Annotated in this window: 21 protein-coding genes and 1 other RNA gene; 16 read left to right on the forward strand and 6 right to left on the reverse strand. The window is 73.1% G+C overall.

Translation table 11 applies throughout. The annotated features are described in order from the left end of the window. Positions 1-113: 113 nt before the first annotated feature. Together ABT170_RS00780 and pepE are read left to right on the forward strand one after the other, a co-directional pair. On the forward strand, positions 114-941 hold the full coding sequence (locus ABT170_RS00780; protein ID WP_329943334.1) for an IclR family transcriptional regulator: 828 nt from the start codon (positions 114-116) through the stop codon (positions 939-941). A gap of 26 nt (positions 942-967) precedes the next feature. Further along, entirely contained in the window at positions 968-1,696 is a 729-nt protein-coding gene (pepE, locus tag ABT170_RS00785; RefSeq protein WP_329943333.1) for a dipeptidase PepE, read from the forward strand. Here pepE and ABT170_RS00790 read toward each other — a convergent pair. Beyond that, positions 1,659-3,494, reverse strand: coding sequence for an MFS transporter (locus ABT170_RS00790; RefSeq protein ID WP_351863234.1), 1,836 nt, complete (start codon positions 3,492-3,494; stop codon positions 1,659-1,661). The two genes, pepE and ABT170_RS00790, sit on opposite strands and share 38 nt — an antisense overlap. A 204-nt stretch (positions 3,495-3,698) precedes the next feature. Between ABT170_RS00790 and ABT170_RS00795 the strand changes: the two genes are divergently transcribed. From ABT170_RS00795 to ABT170_RS00805, 3 genes are read left to right on the forward strand one after another with little or no spacing between them, the layout of a single operon-like run. After that, the gene (locus ABT170_RS00795) at positions 3,699-5,930 is read left to right on the forward strand and encodes an acyl-CoA dehydrogenase family protein (protein WP_329943331.1); all 2,232 of its coding nucleotides are present in this window, start codon (positions 3,699-3,701) and stop codon (positions 5,928-5,930) included. A gap of 12 nt (positions 5,931-5,942) precedes the next feature. After that, a complete protein-coding gene (locus tag ABT170_RS00800; RefSeq protein WP_329943470.1) occupies positions 5,943-7,139 on the forward strand; it encodes a lipid-transfer protein in 1,197 nt (398 codons plus the stop codon). 35 nt (positions 7,140-7,174) lie between these two features. Further along, complete coding sequence (locus ABT170_RS00805) at positions 7,175-8,617, forward strand: MFS transporter (RefSeq protein WP_502970453.1); 1,443 nt, start codon at positions 7,175-7,177, stop codon at positions 8,615-8,617. Between the two features lie 61 nt (positions 8,618-8,678). On the opposite strand, the gene ABT170_RS00810 is transcribed toward ABT170_RS00805, so the two are convergent. Then, positions 8,679-9,401: an ABC transporter permease gene (locus ABT170_RS00810; RefSeq protein WP_351863238.1), complete on the reverse strand. Its 723-nt coding sequence runs from the start codon at positions 9,399-9,401 to the stop codon at positions 8,679-8,681. Then, the gene (locus tag ABT170_RS00815; protein WP_351863579.1) at positions 9,401-10,357 is read right to left on the reverse strand and encodes an ABC transporter ATP-binding protein; all 957 of its coding nucleotides are present in this window, start codon (positions 10,355-10,357) and stop codon (positions 9,401-9,403) included. Before ABT170_RS00815 ends, ABT170_RS00810 begins: the two co-directional genes overlap by 1 nt. Before the next feature lie 380 nt (positions 10,358-10,737). Between ABT170_RS00815 and chsH3 the strand changes: the two genes are divergently transcribed. The 3 genes from chsH3 (at position 10,738) to ABT170_RS00830 (ending at position 13,742) form a co-directional block, all read left to right on the forward strand. After that, on the forward strand, positions 10,738-11,592 hold the full coding sequence (chsH3, locus tag ABT170_RS00820; RefSeq protein ID WP_351863240.1) for an enoyl-CoA hydratase ChsH3: 855 nt from the start codon (positions 10,738-10,740) through the stop codon (positions 11,590-11,592). Between the two features lie 27 nt (positions 11,593-11,619). Then, positions 11,620-12,696: a Zn-dependent alcohol dehydrogenase gene (locus tag ABT170_RS00825; protein ID WP_351863242.1), complete on the forward strand. Its 1,077-nt coding sequence runs from the start codon at positions 11,620-11,622 to the stop codon at positions 12,694-12,696. A 104-nt stretch (positions 12,697-12,800) separates the two neighbouring features. Then, a complete protein-coding gene (locus ABT170_RS00830; RefSeq protein WP_329943326.1) occupies positions 12,801-13,742 on the forward strand; it encodes a 3-oxoacyl-ACP reductase in 942 nt (313 codons plus the stop codon). Positions 13,743-14,047: 305 nt separating this feature from the next. Here the strand turns inward: ABT170_RS00830 and ABT170_RS00835 are convergent, their stop codons facing one another. Continuing rightward, the gene (locus tag ABT170_RS00835; protein WP_351863244.1) at positions 14,048-15,472 is read right to left on the reverse strand and encodes a hypothetical protein; all 1,425 of its coding nucleotides are present in this window, start codon (positions 15,470-15,472) and stop codon (positions 14,048-14,050) included. 197 nt (positions 15,473-15,669) lie between these two features. Here ABT170_RS00835 and ABT170_RS00840 point away from each other — a divergent pair, with 197 nt between their 5' ends. From ABT170_RS00840 to ABT170_RS00855, 4 genes are all read left to right on the forward strand, one after another. Further along, positions 15,670-16,713 (forward strand): ABC transporter substrate-binding protein, encoded by a 1,044-nt coding sequence (locus ABT170_RS00840; RefSeq protein WP_329943324.1) that lies wholly within the window; start codon positions 15,670-15,672, stop codon positions 16,711-16,713. Between the two features lie 105 nt (positions 16,714-16,818). Then, positions 16,819-17,655, forward strand: a complete 837-nt coding sequence (locus tag ABT170_RS00845; protein ID WP_329943323.1) for a Nif3-like dinuclear metal center hexameric protein — start codon at positions 16,819-16,821, stop codon at positions 17,653-17,655. After that, complete coding sequence (locus ABT170_RS00850; RefSeq protein ID WP_329943468.1) at positions 17,652-18,395, forward strand: zinc ribbon domain-containing protein; 744 nt, start codon at positions 17,652-17,654, stop codon at positions 18,393-18,395. The genes ABT170_RS00845 and ABT170_RS00850 overlap by 4 nt, the downstream gene beginning before the upstream one ends. Next, complete coding sequence (locus ABT170_RS00855) at positions 18,395-19,729, forward strand: bifunctional RNase H/acid phosphatase (protein ID WP_351863247.1); 1,335 nt, start codon at positions 18,395-18,397, stop codon at positions 19,727-19,729. Before ABT170_RS00850 ends, ABT170_RS00855 begins: the two co-directional genes overlap by 1 nt. Positions 19,730-19,749: 20 nt before the next feature. Here the strand turns inward: ABT170_RS00855 and eda are convergent, their stop codons facing one another. Together eda and yaaA are read right to left on the reverse strand one after the other, a co-directional pair. Further along, the gene (gene eda, locus ABT170_RS00860) at positions 19,750-20,406 is read right to left on the reverse strand and encodes a bifunctional 4-hydroxy-2-oxoglutarate aldolase/2-dehydro-3-deoxy-phosphogluconate aldolase (protein WP_351863248.1); all 657 of its coding nucleotides are present in this window, start codon (positions 20,404-20,406) and stop codon (positions 19,750-19,752) included. A gap of 77 nt (positions 20,407-20,483) precedes the next feature. Then, positions 20,484-21,284, reverse strand: a complete 801-nt coding sequence (gene yaaA, locus ABT170_RS00865; RefSeq protein WP_329943320.1) for a peroxide stress protein YaaA — start codon at positions 21,282-21,284, stop codon at positions 20,484-20,486. 223 nt (positions 21,285-21,507) lie between these two features. Between yaaA and ABT170_RS00870 the strand changes: the two genes are divergently transcribed. The 4 genes from ABT170_RS00870 (at position 21,508) to rnpB (ending at position 24,595) form a co-directional block, all read left to right on the forward strand. Beyond that, positions 21,508-22,950, forward strand: a complete 1,443-nt coding sequence (locus ABT170_RS00870; RefSeq protein WP_351863250.1) for an RNB domain-containing ribonuclease — start codon at positions 21,508-21,510, stop codon at positions 22,948-22,950. A gap of 201 nt (positions 22,951-23,151) precedes the next feature. Continuing rightward, positions 23,152-23,604: a DUF4260 family protein gene (locus ABT170_RS00875; protein ID WP_351863251.1), complete on the forward strand. Its 453-nt coding sequence runs from the start codon at positions 23,152-23,154 to the stop codon at positions 23,602-23,604. Next, positions 23,597-24,127 carry a TetR/AcrR family transcriptional regulator gene (locus ABT170_RS00880; protein WP_329943317.1) on the forward strand — a complete coding sequence of 177 codons (531 nt, stop codon included), beginning with the start codon at positions 23,597-23,599 and terminating at the stop codon, positions 24,125-24,127. Before ABT170_RS00875 ends, ABT170_RS00880 begins: the two co-directional genes overlap by 8 nt. 66 nt (positions 24,128-24,193) lie before the next feature. Continuing rightward, positions 24,194-24,595, forward strand: an RNA gene (gene rnpB, locus ABT170_RS00885) — RNase P RNA component class A. Positions 24,596-24,771: the final 176 nt, after the last annotated feature.

A 24,771-nucleotide genomic window follows, 5' to 3' on the forward strand; every position in this document is an offset into this window, starting at 1 on the left:
CTCTACGGGGGGAGAGCGCGGGGCGGGGTGCTGAGGACACATTCGGGATCGGATAGCGTTGAACGCAACTGTTTCCCGTTATTTGCAATTCAGGTCTGAATGGTGAGATGACGATGGCCGACTTCGATCTGGACCGGCGCACCCCCGCCGGCGCCCTGCAAACCGTCGACCGGGCGCTCCTGGTGCTGCTCGCCTTCGAGCGCACCAGACCCGACTGGGGTGTCACCGAGGTCGCCGAGGAGTTCGGGTGGGACACCTCGGTCGCCCAGCGGCTGCTCGCCACCCTCGCGGGCCGGGGCTTCCTGGTCTCCGACCCGGCCACCCGCCGCTACCGCATCGGCCCCGCCGTGCTGCGGCTCGGCCGGCTCTGGGAGCGCTCCGGCTCGCTGGAGCTGCTGGCCGGACCGGTGCTGGAGGAGCTGCGCCGGACCACCGGCGACACGGTCCTGTTCTGCCTCCCGGACAGCTTCCACATGCGCTGCGTGGCCGCCGAGGAGGGGGATACCGGACCGCTGCGCTACTACCCGCTCGTCGGCGAGCTGTACCCGGCGCACGCCGGGGCGACCAGCAAGTCGTACTACGCCTATCTGCCCGACGAGCAGCGCCACCGGCTCTTCCGGGGCCGCCCCATGGCCCGCTTCACGGACCGGACCGTCACCGACCCCGACCTGCTGGAGCAGGAGTTCATGAAGGTCCGGGCCCAGGGTTACGCCTGGACGGTCGGCGAGTACGACACCGGGATCGCCACCGTCGCCGTACCGGTGTTCCTGGGCCGCGAGCCGTACGGCAGTCTCAGCCTCGGCGGCGGCGAGGACCGGTTCCGGGGGGCGCCCGAGGACCGGCTCGACGCCCTGCGGCACGCTTCCCAGCTGCTGGAGCAGCGGCTCACCCACCCGCCGCAGCGGCCCAGGCCCCGCGCCCGGCGCCCCCGCACCACCTGACCGTACCGACGTATCCGAGGAACCCCGTGAATCTGCTTCTGCTCTCCAACTCCACCCAGTACGGCTGCGGTTACCTGGAACACGCGCTGGACACCGTCACCGCGTTCCTCCCCGGTGACGCGCGTCTGGCCTTCGTCCCCTACGCGCTCGCCGACCACACCGCGTACACCACCCGGGTCCGCGAGGCCCTGGAGCCGTCCGGCATCACCGTGCGCGGCGTCCACGAGAACGCCGACCCGCTGGCCGAACTCGCCGCCGCCGACGCCGTGTTCATCGGCGGCGGCAACTCCTTCCGGCTGCTGAGCGCCCTCTGCCGCACCGGTCTGCGCGAGGCCGTGCGGGACGCGGTACGGGGCGGGCTGCCGTACATGGGAGCCAGCGCGGGCACCAATATGGCCGCCCCGACCCTGCGCACGTCCAACGACATGCCCATCGTGCAGCCGCCGTCCTTCGAGACGCTGGGCCTGGTCCCGTTCCAGATCAACCCGCACTACCTGGACCCGGACCCGGCAAGCACCCACAAGGGGGAGACCCGCGAGGAGCGCCTCACCGAGTTCCTGGAGGAGAACGACGTACCCGTGCTCGGGCTGCGCGAGGGCTCCTGGCTCCGCGTCGAGGGGAGCCGGGCCCATGTCCAGGGCGCCCGCCCCGCCCGGCTGTTCACCCGGGGGGCCGAGCCTCAGGAGCTTTCGGCGGGGTCGGACGTGTCCCGGCTGCTCACGACAGTGCCGCGGTTCGACGCTCCGGTGCGCTGACCGCCGTCAGGACGAGATCGGTCCGTGTGGGACGGCCCGTCGCCGGGGACGCCGCCGGGCAGGCGCGCGGCGTGTACCCGGCGGCCGTGGCCGCCAGCACATAGCGCCCGCCGGGCGCGGCCGACAGCGCGTACCGGCCCTCGTCGTCCGCGACGGTGAGCCCCGCCTGCCGGCCCAGGGTGTCGATCAGCGTCACATTGGCGCGCGCCACCGGCGTCCCGTCCGCGTCCAGCACCCGGCCGTGGAAGCCGCCCGAACCGGCGACGGGCAACGGCGCCGGGTCCGGCGCCGGGGCGTGGTGCGGGCCGGAGCCCGGGGCCTGCGCGGCCTGCGCGTCGCCCGCACTGCTCGCCAGCAGCACCGGACGCGTCGGCGTATTGCGCGAGGGCAGGAACGCGGCCAGCGCCAGGCCGATCAGCACCGCCCCCGTGGCGATCAGGAACGAGATCCGGAAGCCCTCCAGGGACGGCACATCCACCGACCCCGTCCGTACCGAGGTGTTCGCCAGCACCATCCCGATCACCGCGCTCGACACCGAGGTGCCGATCGACCGCATCAGGGTGTTGAGTCCGTTGGCCGCGCCCGTCTCCGACGGGTCGACGGCCCCGATGATCAGGGCGGGCAGCGAGGAGTACGCGAGCCCTATCCCGGCTCCGATCACCACCGAGATCACCACGGTCTGCCAGGTGGCGTCCATCAGGCCCAGCCCGGCGCCGTAGCCGACCGCGATGACCAGCATCCCGAGCATCAGGGACACCTTGGGGCCGCGCCGGGCGGACAGCCGGGCGTACAGCGGGGCGACGAACATCATCGTCAGGCCCAGCGGTGCCACGCACAGCCCGGCGACGACCATCGACCGCCCCAGCCCGTAACCGGTCGAGGCGGGCAGCTGGAGCAGCTGGGGCAGGACGAGCGAGATCGCGTAGAAGGCGACGCCGACCATGACGGAAGCGAGGTTGGTGAGCAGCACCTCGCGCCGCGCGGAGGTCCGCAGATCGACCAGCGGCGCGGGGCTCCGCAGCTCGAACAGGCCCCACAGCACGAGGATCACCAGGGACGCGGCGATCAGGCCGAGCGTGGTGCCGGAGGTCCAGCCCCAGTCGCTTCCCTTGGTGACGGGCAGCAGCAGACAGACGAGTCCGAGCGAGAGCCCGAGCGCGCCGATGTGGTCGAAGCGTCCGGGCGCGCGCAGCGGGGGCTCGGGAACGAAACGCGCGGTGAGGGCCATGGCCAGCACCCCGAGGCCGGCCGCGCCGAGGAACAGGGCGTGCCAGTCGGCGTGCTGGGCGACGAGCGCGGAGCCGGGCAGCGCGAGTCCGCCGCCCACCCCGACCGAGGAGCTCATCAGCGCCATCGCGGAACCGAGCCGCTCGCGCGGCAGTTCGTCGCGCATGATGCCGATGCCGAGCGGGATGGCGCCCATCGCGAAGCCCTGGAGGGCGCGGCCGACGATCATCACGACGAGCTCGTCGGTGGAGGCGCAGATGAGCGAGCCGAGCACCATGACGGCGAGGCTGGCCAGCAGCATCCGGCGCTTGCCGTGGAGGTCGCCCAGTCGGCCCATGATCGGGGTGGACACGGCTCCCGCGAGGAGCGTCGAGGTCATCACCCAGGTGGCGTCGGACGGATCGGTGTCCAGCAGGACGGGCAGGTGCTTGATGACGGGGACGAGCAGGGTCTGCATCACCGCGACGGTGATACCCGCGAAGGCGAGTACGGGGACGATGCCGCCCGTGCCCCGGTCCTTGCCCGGATCGGGGAGTTCCCCGGCGTGCCGTTCGTTCGTCGTCCGTTGCATACGTGCGGCCTCCGGGCAGCGTCGATCACCGGGGCTCCCCCCAGGGTGCGTGCATCCTGAACGCTTCCTTACCCGCACGATATTCCGATGAATGGGGCGCGAACGGGACAAGGCTCGAACCGGCCGGTGTTCTGACCTTCCGTCATATTGAAACGTGTTCTACTCTTGCGCCGTTCCAGTGGCTGCGACCGGCGAGGATCCGCAATGGGCATCGGAATCACCGAAGAACACCGCGATGTGGCGCAGGCCGTACGAGGATGCCTGGCCCGTGCCGTGCCACCTGAGGAGATCCGTAAGATCCTCGACGCGCAGGCCCCTCCAGTCCCCGGCGCACGCCCCGCGCACTGGGAACGGCTGGTCGAACAGGGCCTGCCCGGCATCCATCTGCCCGAGGAGTACGGGGGTGGGGGCGGCGGGCTCCTGGACCTCGCCGTGGTCCTCGAAGAGGCCGCCCACGCCTCGCTTCCGGGGCCGTATCTGGCCAGTGCGCTGACCGCCGCGGTGCTGGCCGGGCCGGGCGCGGCGGCCGGGGCGGCGGCGCCCGGCGCGGAGCGGGGTGAACTCGTGCGCGCCCTTGCCACCGGCGCCCGCATCGGCGCCCTCGCCCTGGCCCCCGGCACCCTCACCGCGGTCGCGGACGGGGAGGGCCACCTCCTCGACGGCACGGCCCCGCCCGTGCTCTCCGGGGCCGAGGCCGATCTGCTGCTGCTCCCCGCCGCCACCGCGGACGGGCCGCGCTGGTTCGCCGTCGACGCCGCCGCTGACGGACTGACCGTACGCCCGCACCGCGGCGTCGACCCGACCCGGACCACGGCCGGAGTGCGGGCCGACGGCGTACGCGTCCCCGCGCACCGCGTCGTACCGGCCGACTCCGCGCTCGTCCGCGACCTCGCCGCCACCCTGTTCGCCGCCGACGCCTGCGGCAGCGCCGCCCGGTCCCTGGCGACGGCCGCCGAACACGCCAAGGTCCGCGAACAGTTCGGCCGCCCCATCGGACAGTTCCAGGGCGTCAAGCACCTCTGCGCCGACATGCTCGTCCGCGTCGAGCAGGCCCGCGCCCTGACCTGGGACGCCGCCCGCGCCGCGGACGAGAGCGGCGCCGACCCGTCCGGCGGGAGCGCCGGGGCGCGAGGGCTGACCGCCGCCCTCGCCGCGGCCACCGCGCTCGACGCCGCGTACAGCTGCGCCAAGGACTGCATCCAGATCCTCGGCGGCATCGGCTTCACCTGGGAGCACGACGCCCACCTCCAGCTGCGCCGCGCCGTGGTCGCACGCCAGCTGCTCGGCGCCGGGGACGCCCACCGGCTGCGGGCCGCCCGGCTCGCCGAAGGCGGCGCCCGGCGCGAACTCGCCCTGGAACTCCCCGCCGAGGCCGCCCGTCACCGCGCCGAGGCACGCGAACACCTCGCGGCCGCCCGGGACCTGGGCCCCAGGGAGGCCCGCCGCGCCCTCGCCCCGGCGGGCTACGTGGCCCCGCATCTGCCCGCCCCGTACGGCCTGGACGCCGGCCCCGTACAACAGCTCGCGGTGCAGCAGGAGTTGAAGGACCAGGGCATCAAGGTCAGCGACCTCGGCATCGCCACCTGGGTGGTGCCCTCGCTGATCGCGTACGGGACGAAGGAGCAGCAGGACCGCTACCTCCCGGCCACCCTGCGCGGCGAACTCCTGTGGTGCCAGCTCTTCTCCGAGCCGGGCGCCGGATCCGACCTCGCCTCGCTGCGCACCAGGGCGGTACGGACCGACGAGGGCTGGCGCGTCACCGGACAGAAGGTCTGGACGAGCGCCGCGCGGCAGGCCGACCACGGCATCCTGCTGGCCCGGACCGACCCGGACGCCCCCAAGCACCGGGGACTCACCTACTTCCTGGTGGACATGAGGAACGCCCGGGGCATCGACATCCGCCCGCTGAAGGAGATCACCGGGGACGCCCTCTTCAACGAGGTGTACTTCGACGATGTCCTGCTGCCGGCCGACGCGGTCGTCGGCGAGGTCGGCGACGGCTGGCGCGTCGCCCGCAACACCCTGGGCAACGAACGTGTCCACATGGCCGACCAGATGACCTTCGACACCGGGCTCGAAGCCCTGATCGCCCGCTCCGCCGAGCTCGACGGGGCGGGCCGGGCGCGCATCGGCGCGCTCGCCGCCGAGGCCCACGCCCTGGCCTGCATCGGTCTGCGCACCACGCTCCAGCAGGTCGCCGGACGGGAGCCGGGCGCCGGAGCCTCCGTCCGCAAGCTCATCCAGACCACCCACCAGCAGAAGGTCGCCGAACTCACCCTGGAACTGCTCGGCCCGGCGGGCGCCACCGCCGAGGACGGCACCGAACGGGCCGTGCACGGCTTCCTCATGTCGCGCTGCCTGACCATCGCGGGCGGCACCACACAGGTCCAGCTCAACGTCGTCGCCGAGCGCATCCTCGGCCTCCCCAAGGACTGAAGGGCACACATGATGAAGGCGTACATCGTCGGCGTCGGGATGACGAAGTTCGAGAAGCCCGAGACCCGCGACTGGCAGTACTGGGACATGGCGAAGGAGGCGGGCACCAAGGCCCTCGACGACGCCGGAATCCGGTACGACCAGGTCGAGCAGGTGCCCGTGGGCTACTGCTTCCAGCCCTCGACGGCCGGACAGCGGGCCGTCTACGAACTCGGCCTGACCGGCGTCCCCGTCTACAACGTCAACAACAACTGCGCCACCGGTTCGACCGCGCTCATGATGGCCCGGCAGTTCGTCGCGGGCGGGATCAGCGACTGCGTGCTCGCCCTCGGCTTCGAGAAGATGGCGCGCGGCTCGCTCGGCGGCGGTGGCGCGGACGGCGGAGCGGCCGACTTCGCGACCTCGCCCGTCGCCCGGCACTACGGGATCATGGCCGCCGCGCACGGCTTCGAGATGTCCCCGCCCACCGCCCAGATCTTCGGCAACGCGGCCCGCGAACACATGGAGCGCTACGGGACGACGGCGGCACAGCTCGCGGCGGTCGGCGCCAAGAACCACCGGCACTCGGTGAACAACCCGTACGCCCAGTTCCAGGACCCGTACACGGTCGAGGAGATCCTCGCCGCCCGGACCGTCCACCGGCCGCTGACCAAGCTCCAGTGCTCCCCCACCTCCGACGGCTCGGCCGCCGCCGTCGTCGTCTCGGAACGCTTCGTCGAACAGCACGGGCTCGGTGAGCGGGCCGTGGAGATCGCCGCCCAGGCCATGGCGACCGACACCGAGGAGTCCTTCGCCTCCGGCACCTGCGTCGACGCCGTCGGGGCGCCGGTGTCACGGGCCGCCGCGCGACAGGTGTACGAGGCCTCCGGCCTCGGCGCCGAGGACCTCGACGTGATCGAGCTGCACGACTGCTTCTCCATCAACGAACTCCTCACCTACGAGGCCCTCGGCCTGTGCGGCGAGGGCGAGTCCGGAAAGCTCGTGGAGTCCGGGGCGACCACCTACGGCGGCCGGTGGGTCGTCAATCCCTCCGGCGGGCTGATCTCCAAGGGCCACCCGCTGGGCGCCACCGGGCTCGCCCAGGCCGCCGAGCTGACCTGGCAGTTGCGGGGCGAGGCGGGGGCCCGGCAGGTCCCGGGCGCACGCACCGCCCTCGCGCACAACATCGGGCTCGGCGGGGCGGCGGTGGTGACCCTGCTGCGCCGCTGACACTCCCGTGTACGGAGCACCGGGCGCCTGCGACCATGACCTTCATGCCAGACGTCTCCACACCCGTACCCGCCCGCACCCCCACCCGCATACGACCCCGCACCTGGGCCGTCGTGCTCGCGGCCTGCACCGGTCAGTTCCTCGTCGTCCTCGACGTGGCCGTCGTCAACGTGGCACTGCCCTCGATGCGGACCGACCTGGGGCTGAGCGCCGCGGCACTCCAGTGGGTCGTCAACGCCTACTCGATCGCGTTCGCCGGATTCATGCTGCTCGGCGGCCGGGCGGCGGACATCTACGGCCGCAAGAGGATGTTCCTGATCGGGCTCGGTGTGTTCACCGCGGCCTCCCTCGCGGGCGGCCTGGCCCAGGAGGGCTGGCAACTCCTCGCCGCCCGCGCCGCCCAGGGGCTCGGCGCGGCCGTCCTCGCGCCCGCCACCCTCACCATCCTCACCGCCGCCGTCCCCGAGGGCCCCGCCCGTACCAGGGCGATCGGGACCTGGATGGCGGTCGGCGCGGGCGGCGGCGCGGCCGGGGGACTGATCGGCGGGGTGCTCACCGACGCCTTCTCCTGGCGCTGGGTCCTGCTGGTCAATGTGCCCATCGGCGCCGTCGTGCTGGCCGGCGCCGCACTCTGGCTGGCCGAGGGCCGGGCGGGCGACCGGCGCCGCGTCGACCTGCTGGGCGCCGTCCTCGTCACGGCGGGCCTCGCCTCCGTCGCGTACGGGATCGTGCAGACCGAGGCCGAGGGATGGGCCGCCGCGGCCACCCTCGTCCCCCTGCTCGGCGGGCTGCTGCTGCTCGCCGCCTTCGTCCTGGTGGAGGTCCTGACGGCCGCCCCGCTGGTCCCGCTGCGGGTCCTCGGTGTCCGGGCGGTGTCATCGGCGAACGTTGCGATGTTCCTGATCGGGTCCGCCACCTTCTCCATGTGGTACTTCATGACGGTGTACGCGCAGAACGTGCTGGGCTACACGCCCTGGCTGGCCGGGGTCGCGCTGCTGCCGACCTCGGTCGCCGTCGTCATCGGCTCGAAGGCCGCTCCGCGTCTGATGGCGAGCATCGGGGCGAAGGGGCTGGCGGTGACCGGTGTCCTGGTCACCGCGGCGGGCTTCGGCTGGCAGTCGGCCATGACCGTCGACAGCCCCTACGTCACCGGGATCCTCCTCCCCGGCATCCTGATGATGGGCGGATCGGGACTCGCCTCCACACCGCTGGCGGCCCTCGCCACCTCGGGCGCGGCCTCCGGAGACGCGGGCCTCGTCTCCGGACTCGTCAACACCTCCCGCACCATGGGCGGCGCGCTCGGCCTCGCCGTGCTCTCCACGGTCGCCGCCGCCCGCACCGAAGGCTCCGCGGTCGCGGCCGAGGTCACCGCCGGGTACGCGATGGCCTTCCGCACGGCTGCCGCCGTGCTGCTGGCCGGGGTGGTGCTGATGCTGCTGTGGCTGCCGGGGCGCCTGGCCCGGCCCACGAGGCCCTGACGGGGTGCGGAGCGGCCGGTACGGGCCCCGACGGGGCGAGCCGGGGCCGGTGCGGGGCCCGTCACACCGTTCTCGCGGAGCGGCGGTACGAGACCACCGCGTATCCGCCGAAGAGCAGCAGCCACCCGACGAGTACGGCGACGGACCCGGCGCCCGGCGCGTGCCCCGCGATGGCCGACCAGCCGAGGTCGGCGAAGCCGTGGGCCGGGGTGTACTCGCCGACCGAACGCAGCCACGCGGGGAACGCCCCGAGCGGGAACCACAGCCCGCCGACGACCGCGAAACCCATCAGGCACGCCACATTGACCACTCCGGTGCCCTGCGGAGTGAGCCGGTAGCCGTTGCCGATGCCGAGCAGGGTGAACGGCAGTGCTCCGATCCACAGCAGCAGCACCAGTGCGATCCACTGCCAGGCCGCCAGCCGCACCCCGTTGACCAGGGCCCCGGCCAGCAGGACCGCCACGATGGTCGGCAGTACGGTCACCGAACCGCTGACCGCCCGGCCCACGACGGCCCGGGTCGGGTCGAGCGGGGTGATCCGCAGTTGCTGGAGCCAGCCGAGGGACTTGTCGGAGGCGATCCCGGTGCCGATGGCCATGGCGGAGCCGAGCGCTCCGTACGCCGCCATGCCGACCATCGACGAGGCCTTCCAGTCGGCGTACTCCCCGCCGTCCCCCAGGTTGGTGAAGAGCAGATACATCATCACGGGCATCCCCGTTCCGAAGATCAGGAAGACGCTGTCGCGCAGGGTCCGGCGGATTTCGAGCACGATGTAGGGCAGCATCACACGGTCTCCTCGGAGGCGCCGGCGGGGTGGGAAGCGACGGGAAGGCGGGATCCGGCGGGCGCGGTCAGGGCCAGGAAGGCGTCCTCCAGCGTCGCCCGGGACACGGTCAGCCCACGGACGGCACCGATCCTGGCCAGCTCCACCACGGTCGCGTCGGAGTCGTCCGTCCGAAGGTGCGCCCGCGGGCCGCGCACCTCGGCACCGACCACACCCGGCAGCAGCTCCAGGCCGTCCGCCGGGTTTCCCGCCGGGTCGAACGGGGTTCCCGCCAGGTCGAAGGAGACGAGGTTCCCGCCGGCCGAGCGCCGGATCCGGTCACCGCTGCCGTCGGCGACGATCCGGCCCCGGTCGATGACGACGATCCGGTCGGCGTTCTCGTCGGCCTCCTCCAGATAGTGCGTGGAGAACAGAACGGTGTTGCCGCGTCCGGCGAAGGCCCGCATCGACTGCCAGAACGCGCGCCGGGCCTCCACGTCCAGGGCGGCGGTCGGCTCGTCCAGCACGACGAGTTCCGGATTGCCCGCCAGCGCGACCGCGAAGCGGACCCGCTGGATCTGGCCGCCGGAGAGCTTGTCGACGCGCCGGTCCGCGTACGAGGTGACACCCGCGAGAGCGAGCGCGTCCTCGGCCGGCATCGGGCGCGGGTAGGTGGAGGCGACGAAGCGGACCAGTTCGCGGACCGTCACCCGGGGGATGGGCCGCCCGTCCTGGAGCATCGCGCCCACCAGACCGGCGCGCACCGCCTCGTCGGGGGAGCGGCCCAGGAGCCGTACGGTGCCGGAGTCCGGGTCGTTCAGACCGAGCAGCAGGCCGATGGTGGTCGACTTGCCAGCCCCGTTGCGGCCGAGCAGCGCCACCGTCTCACCGCGCCCGATCTCCAGGTCGATGCCGTCGACGGCCCGTACCGCCCGGTCCGCCCTGCCGAACGTCTTGACCGTCCCGGTGAAGACCACCGCGGGCCCCGCCGCCGCTGTCCCTTCCACCAACCCCGGCGCTGTTCCCGGTGCTGTCCCGGCCGCCGTCGTGGCCGCTGTCCCCGTTGTCTTCCTCATGGCCATGACGCTACGCAGTGCGCGGACTCTGCGGCAGAGCCGCCTGTACGGACTCCGCGATGACAAATGTCATGGCCGGAAGGTGCGTCCGGGCCTGCGCGGCAACACATCTGACATGTCGTCAGCAGTCTTCACAACTCCCGGGGGCTGCGTTATACATGGGCCATCGGCTAGAACGCGTTCTAGAACGGGCGTGCCGGCCGGTCCCGCACGACCTCGGTGCGGCCGACGGTGCGGACGGTCGTGCCGAGGTCTTCCCACCATCAAGGAGCGGCTTCCCCATGCCCATTGACGCCGTAGCGGCGGTCGCCGCCGAACCCCGCCGAACCGAGATCGGCTGGGACCACAAGGACATCCAGCTCTACCACCTGGGCCTCGGCGCGGGCAGCCCCGCCACCGACCCCGACGAGCTGCGCTACACCCTGGAGTCCCGGCTCCAGGTGCTGCCGAGCTTCGCCACCGTCGCGGGGGCGGGCACCGGCATGGCGGGCGGCCTCTCCTCGCCCGGTGTCGACGTGGACCTGGCCGCGGTCCTGCACGGCGGCCAGACCGTACGGGTGCACCGGCCCATCCCGGTACGGGGCCGCGCCGTACAGACGTCGAAGGTCGCCGCGGTCTACGACAAGGGCAAGGCGGCCGTCCTCGTCCTGCGCACCGAGGCATCCGACGACGACGGTCCGCTGTGGACCAACGACTCCCAGATCTTCGTCCGCGGCGAGGGCGGCTTCGGCGGCGAACGCGGCCCCTCCGCCCGCCCGGTCCCGCCGGAGCGCGCCCCGGACCACACGGCCGAGCGGGCGATCCGGGAGGACCAGGCGCTGCTCTACCGGCTCTCCGGGGACTGGAACCCGCTGCACGCCGACCCGGAGTTCGCCAAGCTGGCCGGCTTCGACCGGCCGATCCTGCACGGGCTGTGCACCTACGGCATGACGCTGAAGGCCGTCACCGACACACTGCTCGACGGCGACGCCACCCGCGTCACCGCCTACAGCACCCGCTTCGCCGGTGTGGTCTTCCCCGGCGAGACCCTCCGGATCCGGATGTGGTCCGGGGACGGCCGCGTCCAGGTCGCGGTGAGCGCCGTCGAGCGGGACGACGCGCCGGTACTGGTGGACACGCTCGTCGAACACTCCTGAAAGAGCCGATCCGAGGGGAGCCGCACCATGCGCGCAGCCGTACTGCACGAGATAGGCCAGGACAAACTGGAAGTCCTCGACGATGTCGAGGCGGTGGGCTTCGGCCCCGGCAAGGTCAAGCTCCGCATCCGGGCCACCGGACTGTGCCACTCCGACATCTCCGCGATGAGCGGCGTGCTCCCGCAGCCCGCCCCCTTCATCCCCGGCCACGAGGGCGCGGGCGAGGTCCTCGACATCGGCGACGGTGTCACCGGGCTCAGCCAGGGGGACCGGGTGCTGGTCTGCTGGCTGCCCGCCTGTGGCACCTGCCCCTCGTGCCGGCGCGGTCAGACACAGCTCTGTCTGGCCGGTTTCATGAACGCGGGCACCCCCAACTTCAAGCGTCCCGGCGGCGATGTCTTCGGGTTCGCGGGCACCGGCACCTTCACCGAGGAGGTCGTGGTCGGCGCGGGCTGCGCCGTCCCGATCCCCGACGACGTGCCCTACGAGATCGCCGCGCTGATCGGCTGCGGGGTCACCACCGGACTCGGCGCCGCCATCAACACCGCCCAGGTGGAGGCCGGTTCGTCGGTCGCCGTGATCGGCTGCGGCGGGGTCGGCATCTCCACGATCCAGGGTGCGCGGGTCCAGGGCGCCGCCCAGATCGTCGCCGTCGACCCGGTCGCCTCCCGGCGCGAGGCCGCGCTGAACTTCGGTGCGACCGAGGCGGTGTCCCCGGACGAGTTCGCCGACGCCAAGCAGCGGATCACCGGCGGTGAGGGTTTCGACTACGTCTTCGAGGTCGTGGGCAAGTCCGCCACCGCCCGCTCGGCGTACGAGAACACCCGGCGCGGCGGCACCCTCTGCATCGTCGGCGCCGGGGCGATGGACGACAACTTCCAGGTCAACATGTTCGAGCTGTTCTTCGACGAGAAGCGGATCCTGCCCTCCATGTACGGCGGCGGGGACGTCCTGCGCTCCTACGAACGGGCCATCGCGCTCTGGCGGGCTGGCCGGATCGACCTCGCCTCGATGATCACCCACCGGGTGCGGCTGGACGGCATCAACGACGCCCTGGACCAGATGAGGACCGGCGAGTCGCTGCGTACCTGCGTCGAACTCTGACCCCGCCCCGGGACGGGCGGACCCTCGTCGGGCCGGCCCTCGCCCCCGACGGGCCGGAACCCCGACCCCACCGACCGAGTCATTCACCGACATTGAGGACTGCGATGTCACTACCCCTGGACGGCCTCTCCGCGATCGTCACCGGCGCGGGCCGGGGCCTCGGGCGCGCCGAAGCACTGGAACTGGCCCGGCTCGGCGCGGCCGTCGTCATCAACGACTACGGGCAGCCGGGCCGCGACGGCTCCGGCGAGGCGTCGGCGGCCCCCGCCGAGGAGGTCGCCGCCGAGATCCGGGCGGCGGGCGGCCGGGCGGTGGCCCACCTCGGCGACGTATCCGACCACGGACAGGCCCGCGCCCTGGTGGACCTGGCCGTGTCCACGTACGGGAAGCTCGACATCCTGGTCAACAACGCGGGCATCCTGCGGGACCGGATGATCTTCTCGATGACCGAGGACGAATGGGACTCGGTCGTCCGGGTCCACCTCAAGGGCCACTTCAACACCACGCACTTCGCCGCCGCCCACTGGCGCACCCGTGCCAAGGAGTCCGGCGGCCCCGTCTACGGGCGGATCGTCAACACCTCGTCGGAGGCGTTCCTGGCGGGTTCGGCCGGCCAGCCGAACTACGCGGCGGCCAAGGGCGGCATCGTCGGCCTCACCACCTCGACGGCCCTGGCCCTGGCCAAGTACGGCGTCACCGCCAACGTCATCTGCCCGCGCGCCCGTACGCGGATGACCGAGGACGTCTTCGCGGGCTTCCAGGAACCGGCCGACGGCACGCTCGACGCCCTGGCCCCCGAGCATGTCTCGCCGCTCGTCGGCTATCTGGCCTCCCCGGCGGCCGGAAAGGTCAACGGGCAGCTGCTCGTGGTCCACGGCGGGATGGTCGCGATCGTGGAACGGCCCAAGGTGGCGGCGAAGTTCGACGCGGCGAAGGAGACGTTCACCTTCGACGAGCTGGATGGGCTGATCACCCCGTACTACGAGGACCGGCCCCCGAACGAGACGTTCGCGGCGGCGGAAGTCCTGGGCCTCAAAAGGGCGTAGCCGCGTCCGGGGAGCGGACGCGAGGGGGCCCGCCCCGGCCGGACGGCCGGGGCGGGCCCCTTGTTTCTCGTGTTCCGCGGATTCCTTGTGCCTCGCGGCGCGGGATCAGGCCGCTCTGCTGCCCCCTTCGGAGGGACGGCGATGGCGGCCGTGCGGCTGCGCGGCCGTGTTCTCCATCGAGGCACCCCCTCGGTGCTTTCCGGAACCGCCGGTCTCGGCCCGGTCCGCGTCCGCCCCCGGCGGACGCGTCTGGGTCGTGTCTGTTCGGGCTTCAGACATGTGGGAAGTCACCCCGTTGTGATCGCTTACTTGTTGTCACAAGCCCCGCCACCGTCACCGACGCGGTCACCGTCGGCACCCGCCCGGTACGGCCGCGTAGCCCAGGCACCCGAGTTTAAGGGCTGCCCCGTCCGACCGCCGAGAGGCGCCTGCCCCAGAGGAACGGGCTTGCACACAGCAGGACCGGCGGCAGCCGCGGACGGTTGCGTTCCGGTCCCGTCCCAGGTGGCGCCCGCCGCTCCGTCCCCGGCGGCCGGTCCCGTCCCCGCGGGGTGCTCGTCGTCCACCGGGGCCTCCAGCCGTGCGACGGCGCAGCGCGTTCCCGGCTCCGCGTAGGGGAGGTGGAGCACGCCGTCCCGGTTCCAGAATCCGGCCCCGGCCAGCCAGCCCCGCGGCGCGGCGAACTGGTGCAGCCGACGGCCCGCCGGGCGCCACACCCCCAGCCAGCTGCCGGCCGCCCCGTCGATCCGCAGCCCCACGGCGCAGCTCTCCGGCATCAGCATCTGTCCCGGCTGCACGGCGAACGGGGTCACCGCGACATCCGCCGGACGAAGGCACTCCGGGAAGCGCACCGGCAGACAGCTGCCGAGCACCCCCCACCCGAGCCGGTCGTGGCCCGGCGCGTCGGACCGGAGCAGCAGCAGCCCGCTGTCCGCGTCGGCGAGCAGCAGCCGGTCGTTGCTCTCCGGCGTGATCTCCAGCAGCGGCGTCAGCTCACCGCCCCGCCCCAGGTCCAGGGCGACCGCCTTCACCGGGCCGTCGTCGGTGGTGCGCCGGTCCAGGGCCAGTATCCGGCCCGCCCGGTCCAGCCAGGCTCCGCCGGAGCAGCGGCCCGGTACGTCCACGACCTTCTCCGGTCCGAAGGCCCCGCCCGCCACCCGCCAGAGCGCGGTGGAGCCTTCACCGGCCGACAGGGCGTACACGCTCCGGCCGTCCGGCGAGGGCGGCAGCAGCGTCAGCTCCGCGCATTCGACCGCGCCCAGCGGGAGTTCGCCGGTTGCCGGACCGGTGGGGTAGAGCAGCGAGAACGCGTGGTGGTCCGCCACCCGCCGCCGGATGAGCACCCGGCCGTCGGCGAGCGGCACCACCTGGGAGTCCGGCTCCTCGGGCTGGTCGAGGGGGAGGGGCACCGCGTACGGCTCGGGCCCGTCGAGGGTCCAGCGTTCCGGGTACCAGGCCCGCTCCCCGGGGTTTCCGGGAGCGAGGGTGAGCCGGGCCGCGTACGAGGCGTCGGCGGTGAGCGCGAAGGTCCCGTACGCACCGGGCGCACAGGTCCCCCCGAGCACGCCGCTCCCACCGGGTGCGGTGGCCGACCCGTGGGCGTCGCGCGCCCCCGGAACGCCGCGTACGTCCGGCGACCCGGGTTCCTCCGGCTCGGCGGGCTCTTCGGGCAGGGGTTCCGCCGTCGTGGCGGCCCTGGTGGTCCCGCCCTCGATGGCACAGACAGTCATGGACTCGTCACCTCCGGCAACCGAAGCTAGTTTTCGCACTTCCTGCCGAACGACGCCACACCCTGCACTTCACACATACGGGTGGTGATGCCCCGATTCGCCTGAGAGGGAGGGGGTGGCTGTGCTCCCCACGATGGCCCTGGCTAAGGTTAGGCAGCCCTAAGCAATGCCTGCGTGACCCACAACTGGAGCAAGAGATGTCCCTTCGACGCCGCGGCACCGCCGCAGTCGGCCTGGCGGTGGCCGCCGCCCTCACCCTCTCGTCCTGCGGAAGCGACGGCGGGAAGACCGATGACGCGGCCAAGGCCGACGCCGGTGGCGACAAGAAGGCGGCCGTCGCCACGGGCGGCAAGGACTTCGGCGACGCGGCGAAGAAGACGGCGGCGTACGGCACGGACGCCAAGCCCGGCGAGTTCCCCCGTACCCTCACCCACGCCATGGGCAAGACCGAACTGAAGGCCGCCCCCAAGCGCGTCGTAGTCCTGGACGTCGGCGAGTTCGACAACGTGGTCTCGCTGGGTGTGAAGCCGGTCGGCTACGCCCCCGCCGAGGGCGACGCGGCCATCCCCTCGTACCTGGAGAAGGACGCGGGCGGCCCGAAGAGCGTCGGCACCATCAACAACCTCAACCTTGAGGCGATCGCGGGGCTCAAGCCGGACCTGATCCTCGGCAGCCAGCTGCGCGCCGCCGACAAGTACGACGAGCTGTCCAAGATCGCGCCGACCGTGTTCTCCATCCGTCCGGGCTTCACCTGGAAGGAGAACTACCTGCTGAACGCCGAGGCGCTGGACCGGACGGCCAAGGCGGAGACCGAGCTGGCCGCGTACGAGGCGAAGGCCAAGAAGCTCGGCACGGACATCGGCCCGAACAAGCCGACGATCTCCATGGTCCGCTACCTGCCGGACAAGATCCGCCTGTACGCCAGGGCGTCGTTCATCGGCACGATTCTTGAGGACGCCGGCCTGCCGCGGCCCGAGAACCAGCAGATCGACGACCTCGCCGCGGAGATCAGCCCCGAGAAGATCGACGAGGCGGACGCCGACTGGATCTTCACCGGTGTGTACGGGGACGTGAAGGCCACCAAGCGCGACACCGCCCAGGCCAACCCGCTCTGGAAGAACCTGAAGGCGGTCAAGGCCGGACAGGCCAAGGACGTCTCCGACGAGACCTGGTACCTCGGCCTCGGCGTCACCGCGGCGGACCTGGTCCTGGACGACCTGCGCGCCGACCTCGTGAAGTAGCGGGCCGGGCCCGCGACGTAACGATTCATGTCCGGCCGCCGGTCCTGGAGCACAGGTCCGGCGGCCATGGCCGCCGGGGCACGGGGGACAGGTAGCCTTTCCCCCGTGCCCCGTCTGTCTGAAGTCATCGCCGAGCTCGACGCCCTCTGGCCCCCCGGGCGGGCCGAGGGATGGGACGCGGTCGGCACGGTGTGCGGCGAGCCCGGAGCGGAGGTCGACCGGGTGCTGTTCGCCGTCGACCCGGTCCAGGAGATCGCCGACGAGGCCATCGCCCTCGGCGCCCAGCTGATCGTCACCCACCACCCGCTCTATCTGCGGGGTACGACGACGGTCGCCGCCGACACCTTCAAGGGCCGGGTCGTGCACACCCTCATCCGGCACGGCGTCGCGCTGCACGTCGCGCACACCAACGCCGACACCGCGGACCCGGGCGTCTCCGACGCGCTCGCCGGAGCCCTGGACCTGCGCGTCACGGGCCCCCTCGTACCGGACCCGGCCGATCCCCGGGGCCGTCGCGGTCTCGGCCGGATCTGTGAACTCGACCACCCCGAGACCCTCGGCGCCTTCGCCGCCCGCGCCGCCGCCCGGCTGCCCGCCACCGCGCAGGGCATCCGGCTGGCCGGCGACCCGGAGGCGCTCGTGCGTACCGTCGCCGTCAGCGGCGGCTCCGGCGACAGCCTCTTCGACGCGGTCCGCGCCGCGGGCGTCGATGCCTACCTGACCGCCGACCTGCGCCACCACCCGGCCTCCGAGGCCGTCCAGCACTCGCCGCTCGGTCTGGTCGACGCCGCGCACTGGGCCACCGAGTGGCCCTGGTGCGAGCAGGCAGCCGCGCAGCTCGACGCGATTTCCGACCGCCACGGATGGGGCCTGCGGGTCCATGTCTCGAAGCAGGTCACCGACCCCTGGACCACCCACCATTCCTCTGGAGCCCCCAACTGAACGCCGCGCCCGCCGACCAGATCCGACTCCTCGACGTCCAGGCCCTCGACGTACGTCTCTCCCAGCTCGCCCACAAGCGCCGGTCGCTGCCCGAGCACGCCGAGATCGAGTCGCTCAGCAGCGACCTCGCCCAGCTGCGTGACCTGCTGGTCGCCTCCCAGACCGAGGAGAGCGACACCACCCGCGAGCAGACCAAGGCCGAGCAGGACGTGGACCAGGTGCGCCAGCGCGCCGTCCGCGATCAGCAGCGGCTGGACTCCGGCGCGGTGTCCTCCCCCAAGGACCTGGAGAGCCTCCAGCGGGAGATCACCTCGCTGGCCAAGCGCCAGGGCGACCTGGAGGACGTCGTCCTCGAAATCATGGAGCGCCGTGAGTCCGCGCAGGAGCGGGTCACCGAGCTCACCGAGCGGGTCTCGGCCGTCCAGGCCAAGGTCGACGACGCGACCGCCCGCCGGGACACCGCGACGAAGGAGCTGGACGACGAGGCGGCCGGAATCGCCAAGGACCGCGAGGTCGTCGCCGAGATCATCCCCGCGGACCTGCTGAAGCTCTACGACAAGCTCCGCGCCCAGCAGGGCGGGGTCGGCGCCGCCCGGCTCTACCAGCGCCGCTGCGAGGGCTGCCGGCTGGAGCTGAACATCACCGAGGTCAACGATGTGAAGGCCGCCTCGCCCGACACGGTGCTGCGCTGCGAGAACTGCCACCGCATCCTGGTGCGCACCTCGGAGTCGGGCCTGTAATGCCCCCTGTCCGCCGGCTTGTCGTCGAGGCCGACGGCGGCTCCCGGGGCAACCCGGGGCCCGCCGGATACGGTGCTGTCGTCATCGACCCGGCCACCGGCGAGACGCTCGCCGAGGCCGCCGAGTACATCGGTGTCGCGACGAACAACGTCGCCGAGTACCGGGGCCTGATCGCCGGTCTGGAGGCCGCGAAGGCGCTGTTCCCGGACGCGTCGGACGGCTCCTTCCAGGTCCGTGTGCGGATGGACTCCAAGCTGGTGGTCGAGCAGATGTCGGGGCGCTGGAAGATCAAGCACCCCGACATGAAGCCGCTCGCGGCACGGGCGGCGGCCGTCCTCCCGCCCGCCCTCGTCACGTACGAGTGGATCCCCCGGGCGCAGAACAAGCACGCGGACCGGCTGGCCAACGAGGCGATGGACGCGGGCAGGCGGGGCGAGCAGTGGGAGCCGTCGTCCTCGACGGCGGACCTCGACACGCCCCGCGGCGGGCTTCCCCCCGTCCAGGGGCCACCCGGTGACGCGGCGGCGGGCGCGGCGAAGGCCCGCGCGGCCCTGGCCGGTGCCCGCGCCGCGGCCCCGGCACACACGCAGGCCCCGACGGCCGGGCAGGCCCCGGCACACACGCAGGCCCCGGCCGCTCCCACGGGCACCCGGGCCGCCCCGGCATCCGCGCCCGCTCCGCAGGTGGGCTGGGGTGCCGCCCCGGATCTGGGCGCGCCCGCCACGTTCGTCCTGCTCCGGCACGGCGAGACGGCCCTCACCCCCGAGAAGCGGTTCTCCGGCAGTGGCGGCACCGACCCCCAACTCTCGGCGACGGGCCGCGACCAGGCGGCCCGCGCCGCCGAGCACTTCGCCGCGCGGGGCTCGGTCCAGGCGATCGTCAGCTCGCCCCTGCGCCGCTGCCGTGAGACCGCCGAGGCCGTCGCCGCCCGCCTCGGCCTGGACGTCACGGTCGAGGACGGCCTGCGCGAGACGGACTTCGGAGCCTGGGAGGGACTGACCTTCGCCGAGGTACGGGAGCGCCACGGCGAGGACCTGACCACCTGGCTGGCCTCCCCCGACGCGGCCCCGACCGGCGGCGGCGAGAGCTTCGCCGAGGTCGCCGAGCGCGTCTCGGCCGCCCGCGACCGCCTGGTCTCCCGCTACGCGGGCCGCACGGTGCTCCTGGTCACCCATGTCACCCCGATCAAGACCCTGGTCAGGCTCGCCCTGGAGGCCCCGCCGCAGTCCATGTTCCGCATGGAGCTCTCGGCGGCCTCCATCTCGACGGTGGCGTACTACGCGGACGGCAACGCGTCCGTGCGCGTGCTCAACGACACCTCGCACCTGCGCTGAGGCCGGGGGCCGCTCCGGCCTCAGGCGCGCAGCGCCGCCGCCCCGGCGGCCAGCCGCTCGACGCGTGCCCAGTCCTTCGCCGCCACCGCGTCCCCCGGAACCATCCAGCTGCCGCCGACACAGCCGACGTTCGGCAGGGCCAGGTAGCTGGGGGCGGAGGCGAGGGAGATGCCGCCGGTCGGGCAGAAACGGGCCTGGGGGAGCGGTGCGGACAGGGCCTTGAGATAGGCCGTGCCGCCCGCCGCCTCTGCCGGGAAGAACTTCATCTCCGTGACGCCGTGCTCCAGCAGCGCCACCACCTCGGAGGTGGTGGAGACACCGGGCAGGAAGGGCAGGCCCGATGCCTTCATCGCGTCCAGGAGCGTGTCCGTCCAGCCGGGGCTGACCAGGAAACGCGCTCCGGCGGCGACCGTGTCGGTCACATTCCGCGCGGAGATGACCGTGCCCGCGCCCACGACGGCGTCCGGGACCTCCGAGGCGATGGCCGCGATCGCGTCGAGCGCGGCGGCCGTCCGCAGCGTCACCTCGATGGCCGGGAGGCCACCGGCGACCAGGGCCCGTGCCAGCGGCACCGCGTCGGCGGCGTCATCGAGGACGACGACGGGGACGACGGGTGCGAGGTCCAGCACGGAGGCGGACGGGGCGGCGGGCGCGGCGGAGGGCGCGGAGGAGGTCATGGGCTCATCCTGCCGCGCACCCAGCGTTCCATGCAACGAGCGTTGCGCATGATGCAACGCGACCGTCCGGGGGGCGGTCAGTGGATCTCCGTCACCACCACGTCGAGCGCCCAGGCCTGACCGGCCCGCGCGGGGGCCGCCGCCTCGACGGTGTACCCGAGATCCCGCAGCGTCTCCACCAACTGGGCCGGCTTCCGCGGCCGTGCGCCCGCCACGAGCAGGTCGCGGACGATGCGGCCCTTGGTCGCCTTGTTGAAGTGGCTCACCACGGACCGCTTCTCGACCCCGTCGACCAGCTGGGAGTGGAGCACCCGCACGCTCGCCGTGCGCGCCGCGACCTCCCCCTTCGGCTTCCACGCCGCCGTGTACGCGGACGACCGCAGATCCAGGACGAGCCCGTCCCCGGCCACCTCCGGCATCACCGCGTCCATCGGGGCCCGCCAGAACGGCCCGAGGGCGCCGAGACCCGGCAGGCTCACCCCCATCGAGCAGCGGTACGACGGGATGCGGTCGCCCACCCGCACCGCGCCCCACAACCCGGAGAACACCAGCAGCGACTTCCCGGCCCGCCGCCGGGCCGCCGTGTCCAGCGAGGCCAGATCCAGCGCGTCGTACAGCACGCCCGTGTAGACCTGCCCGGCCGGACGGGTCCCGGCCGTCCGCAGCTCCGCGTTCTTCGCGATCTCGCCCCGCAGCCCCTCGCTCAGCCCGAGCACCTCACGGGCCTTGTCCTCGTCTCCCAGGCACAGTTCGACCAGCGCGTCGAGGACCGCCGCCCGCGCCCCGGCCAGCCCGGACAGGGACAGGGACTCCGGCTTCAGGGGTGCTCCGCGCCCCGAGGCGGCCTTACCTTCGGAGGGCGGCAACAGCACGAGCACGGGCGGTTCTCCTTCGTACGCAAGCAGGGGGACCCGGCCTGCGCACAGGGCCCTCGGCAAGGGTACGGGGGCGCGCGGCGCCCCTGGGAACGCCGGTGCGCGCGGCGAGGGGCGCGCCCCTCACGGGCTGCCGGCCGACGGTCCCGCGCAGGGCCGCCCGGGAGCGCGCCGCCCTGCCCGTCCCGGGATGCCGGTTGCCGCACCCGGCCCTACGCTCGGTTCCATGCCCCGCCGCCATCTCCACCTGACCGGAGCGGCAGACACCGCGCTGGGGGCCGCCCTGCGCGACCTGCGTACCGAACTCGGCCTCCCCGAGGGCTTCCCCGCCGATGTGCTCGCCGAGGCGGGGGAGGCGGCGAAGAATCCGGATCTCTCGGCGCACGAGGACGCGACGGACCTGCCGTTCGTCACCATCGACCCGCCCACCTCCACCGACCTCGACCAGGCGATGTATCTGGAACGCCGTCCCCGCGGCTACCGGGTGCACTACGCCATCGCGGACGTCGCCGCCTTCGTCCGGCCGGGAGGCGCGCTCGACGCCGAGGCCCACCGCCGGGTGACCACGCTCTACTTCCCCGACGGCAGGATCCCGCTCCACCCCGAGCCGCTGTCGGAGGGCGCCGCGAGCCTGCTCCCCGGGGAGACCCGCCCCGCGGCGCTCTGGCGCATCGACCTCGACGCGGAGGGCCGCGCCGTCACGGCGGACGTGCGCCGGGCCCTCGTACGCAGCCGCGCCAAACTCGACTACGCGGGCGTCCAGCGGCAGATCGACCGGGGCACGGCCGAGGAACCCCTCGCCCTGATCGAGGAGATCGGCCGGCTCCGCGAGGAGCAGGAGATCGCCCGCGGCGGCATCTCGCTCAACGTGCCCGAGCAGGAGGTCGTCGAACACGACGGCGGCTACGGCCTCGAATACCGCGTCCCGCTGCCCGCCGACGGCTGGAACGCCCAGATCTCCCTGCTCACCGGCATGACCGCCGCCCGCCTCATGACCGAGGCGGGCACCGGCATCCTCCGCACGCTGCCGGTCGCCCCGGACGGCGCCGTCGCCCGGCTGCGGCGCTCCGCCCGCGCTCTGCGCATCGACTGGCCGCACCATGTCCCGTACGCCGAGGTCGTCCGCTCCCTCGACCCGGGGAAGGGCCATCACGCGGCCTTTCTCCAGGAGTGCACCACGCTGCTGCGCGGCGCCGGGTACACGGTCTTCGAGCACGGCGAACTGCCCACACCCGCCGTCCACGCCGCCGTCGCCGAGCTCTACACCCACTGCACCGCGCCGCTGCGCCGTCTCGTCGACCGGTACGCGGCCGAGCTCTGCCTGGCGGCGGTCGCGGGGAACGAGCCGCCGGACTGGGTACGGGAGGCCCTCGCCGCCCTGCCGAAGGAGATGGCGGAGGGAACGCGCCGCGCCAACACGGTCGAGCGCGGCTGTGTCGACCTGGTCGAGGCGGCGCTCCTCAAGGACCGGATCGGCCAGGTCTTCGAGGCGTACGTCGTCGATGTGAAGGACCGGGAACCGGCCGTCGGCACCATCCACCTCGCGGACCCGGCGGTCGTCGCCCGGATCGAGGGCGGCACCGCGCGGCTCCCGCTGGGGGAGCGGCTGAACGTCCGGCTCACCCAGGCGGACCCGGGTACGGCGAAGGTGCTGTTCGCCCCCGCGTGAACGGCTCCGCCGGGCCACGCGCGCCGGGCCACGCCCGCCGGGCCCGCCCCTCCGCCCTGTCCGCCGGCGCACGCGTCACCCGGCGTACCGCCTCGGCCCGAGCGGGCGGGGCGATCCGCGGATCAGGCATCAGGGTTGACGTGGCTAACGCTGTTAGCCCATAGTGGAGCTAACAGCGTTAGCCTGCCTTGGAGGTCCGTCATGAGTGCCACCGCAACCGCCCCCGCTGCCGCCCCTGCCACCGCGGCCGGCCAGGCCACCCGCGGGGCCGGCCGCCCGGTGCTCGCGCGCCGTGCCGCCTGGCTGGTGGGTGCCCTCTTCTGGTCCGTCCTCGCCGTCATGGAGGGCGTCAACCACGGCTGGACCGCAGGACTCCTCGCACTGGCCTTCTTCATCGCGCCCGATCTGACGATGCTCGTCGGCGTCGGCGAGGCCCGCGGCAACGCCCGGGGCCGGCTCCAGCCCCGCGCCGTGCCGTACTACAACACCGCCCACCGGGCCGTGATCCCGCTCGTCCTGCTGGCGGCGTACGCGGTCCTGCCCCTGACCTGGGCGCCGGTCATGGCGGCCCTGTGCGGCTGGATCGCGCACATCTCGTACGATCGCGCCTTCGGCTACGGACTCCGCACCAAGGAAGGCTTCCAGCGTGACTGACCCCGCCACCGGCCCCGCGATCGGCCGGCCCCGGCAGATCATCGCCGCCGCCCGTGCCCTTCTGGAGGACGAGGGCCCCGAGGCCCTCACCATGCGGCGGCTGGCCGACCGGGTGGGCATCAAGGCCCCCTCCCTGTACAAGCACTTCCCCGACAAGTCCTGTGTGGTGACCGCGCTGGCCGAGGAGATGCTCCGGGAGAGCGCCGAAGCCCTGGAAGCCGCGGAACGGGCCGCCCCCGGCTCCTTCCCGGCACTGGCCACCGCGTACCGCGCCTACGCCCTGGCCCACCCCCACCTCTACCTCCTCACCACCGGCCGCCCGCTGGACCGCGCGGCCCTCACCCCGGGGGTGGAGGCCGCCGCGGCGGCCCCGATCCTGCGCGTCGTCGGCGGTGACGGAGACCGGGCCCGCGCGGCCTGGGCCTTCGCGCACGGAATGGTCGTCCTGGAACTCAACGGCCGCTTCCCGCCGGGGGCCGACCTCACGGCCGCCTGGGACACCGGCGCCGAGGCCTTCACCTGAGCAGCGCGCTCCCGCACCGCCGTCCGCGCCGCCCGCCGGGCCCGGTAGCATGGTCGGCACGGCAGACGAGCCGGGCGGACGGCCGCGTGGGGATCCCCGGATCTCCCCGAGGAACGTCCGGGCTCCACAGGGCAGGGTGGTGGCTAACGGCCACCCGGGGTGACCCGCGGGACAGTGCCACAGAAAACAGACCGCCCGGGACCTCGGTCCCGGGTAAGGGTGAAACGGTGGTGTAAGAGACCACCAGCGCCTGAGGTGACTCAGGCGGCTAGGTAAACCCCACCCGGAGCAAGGTCAAGAGGGGCCGTCGCAGGACGGCTCTGCGCGAACGTCCGAGGGCTGCTCGCCCGAGTTCGCGGGTAGACCGCACGAGACCGGCAGCAATGCCGGTCCTAGATGGATGGCCGTCTCCCCGGCCGCCGCGAGGCGACCGGGAGACAGAACCCGGCGTACAGCCCGACTCGTCTGCCGCTACCTGCGGCTTCGCCTTGGAAAGGGCCTCTGACCTGCGTCGGAGGCCCTTTCCGGTCTTTCAGGGGCTTGCCGCGTTAGGTCGCGAAAAGTCCCTCAGACAGCGTTGAAAGTCCCTGAAAAGTCCCTGGGATGGAGAGGCAGGAAGAAGCCCCGCGGGGATCTGCCACGCA

It is taken from the genome of Streptomyces sp. NPDC001787, from assembly GCF_040297465.1.
Classification (GTDB): domain Bacteria; phylum Actinomycetota; class Actinomycetes; order Streptomycetales; family Streptomycetaceae; genus Streptomyces.

What these genes read in the sequence shown, in the direction of transcription:
- ABT170_RS00780 (WP_329943334.1), top strand. Translation starts at nt 114, where the DNA reads ATGGCCGACTTCGATCTGGACCGGCGCACCCCCGCCGGCGCCCTGCAA.
- ABT170_RS00790 (WP_351863234.1), bottom strand. Translation starts at nt 3,494, where the DNA reads ATGCAACGGACGACGAACGAACGGCACGCCGGGGAACTCCCCGATCCG.
- ABT170_RS00795 (WP_329943331.1), top strand. Translation starts at nt 3,699, where the DNA reads ATGGGCATCGGAATCACCGAAGAACACCGCGATGTGGCGCAGGCCGTA.
- ABT170_RS00800 (WP_329943470.1), top strand. Translation starts at nt 5,943, where the DNA reads ATGAAGGCGTACATCGTCGGCGTCGGGATGACGAAGTTCGAGAAGCCC.
- ABT170_RS00805 (WP_502970453.1), top strand. Translation starts at nt 7,175, where the DNA reads ATGACCTTCATGCCAGACGTCTCCACACCCGTACCCGCCCGCACCCCC.
- ABT170_RS00810 (WP_351863238.1), bottom strand. Translation starts at nt 9,401, where the DNA reads ATGCTGCCCTACATCGTGCTCGAAATCCGCCGGACCCTGCGCGACAGC.
- chsH3 (WP_351863240.1), top strand. Translation starts at nt 10,738, where the DNA reads ATGCCCATTGACGCCGTAGCGGCGGTCGCCGCCGAACCCCGCCGAACC.
- ABT170_RS00825 (WP_351863242.1), top strand. Translation starts at nt 11,620, where the DNA reads ATGCGCGCAGCCGTACTGCACGAGATAGGCCAGGACAAACTGGAAGTC.
- ABT170_RS00830 (WP_329943326.1), top strand. Translation starts at nt 12,801, where the DNA reads ATGTCACTACCCCTGGACGGCCTCTCCGCGATCGTCACCGGCGCGGGC.
- ABT170_RS00835 (WP_351863244.1), bottom strand. Translation starts at nt 15,472, where the DNA reads ATGACTGTCTGTGCCATCGAGGGCGGGACCACCAGGGCCGCCACGACG.
- ABT170_RS00840 (WP_329943324.1), top strand. Translation starts at nt 15,670, where the DNA reads ATGTCCCTTCGACGCCGCGGCACCGCCGCAGTCGGCCTGGCGGTGGCC.
- ABT170_RS00855 (WP_351863247.1), top strand. Translation starts at nt 18,395, where the DNA reads ATGCCCCCTGTCCGCCGGCTTGTCGTCGAGGCCGACGGCGGCTCCCGG.
- eda (WP_351863248.1), bottom strand. Translation starts at nt 20,406, where the DNA reads ATGACCTCCTCCGCGCCCTCCGCCGCGCCCGCCGCCCCGTCCGCCTCC.
- ABT170_RS00870 (WP_351863250.1), top strand. Translation starts at nt 21,508, where the DNA reads ATGCCCCGCCGCCATCTCCACCTGACCGGAGCGGCAGACACCGCGCTG.
- ABT170_RS00875 (WP_351863251.1), top strand. Translation starts at nt 23,152, where the DNA reads ATGAGTGCCACCGCAACCGCCCCCGCTGCCGCCCCTGCCACCGCGGCC.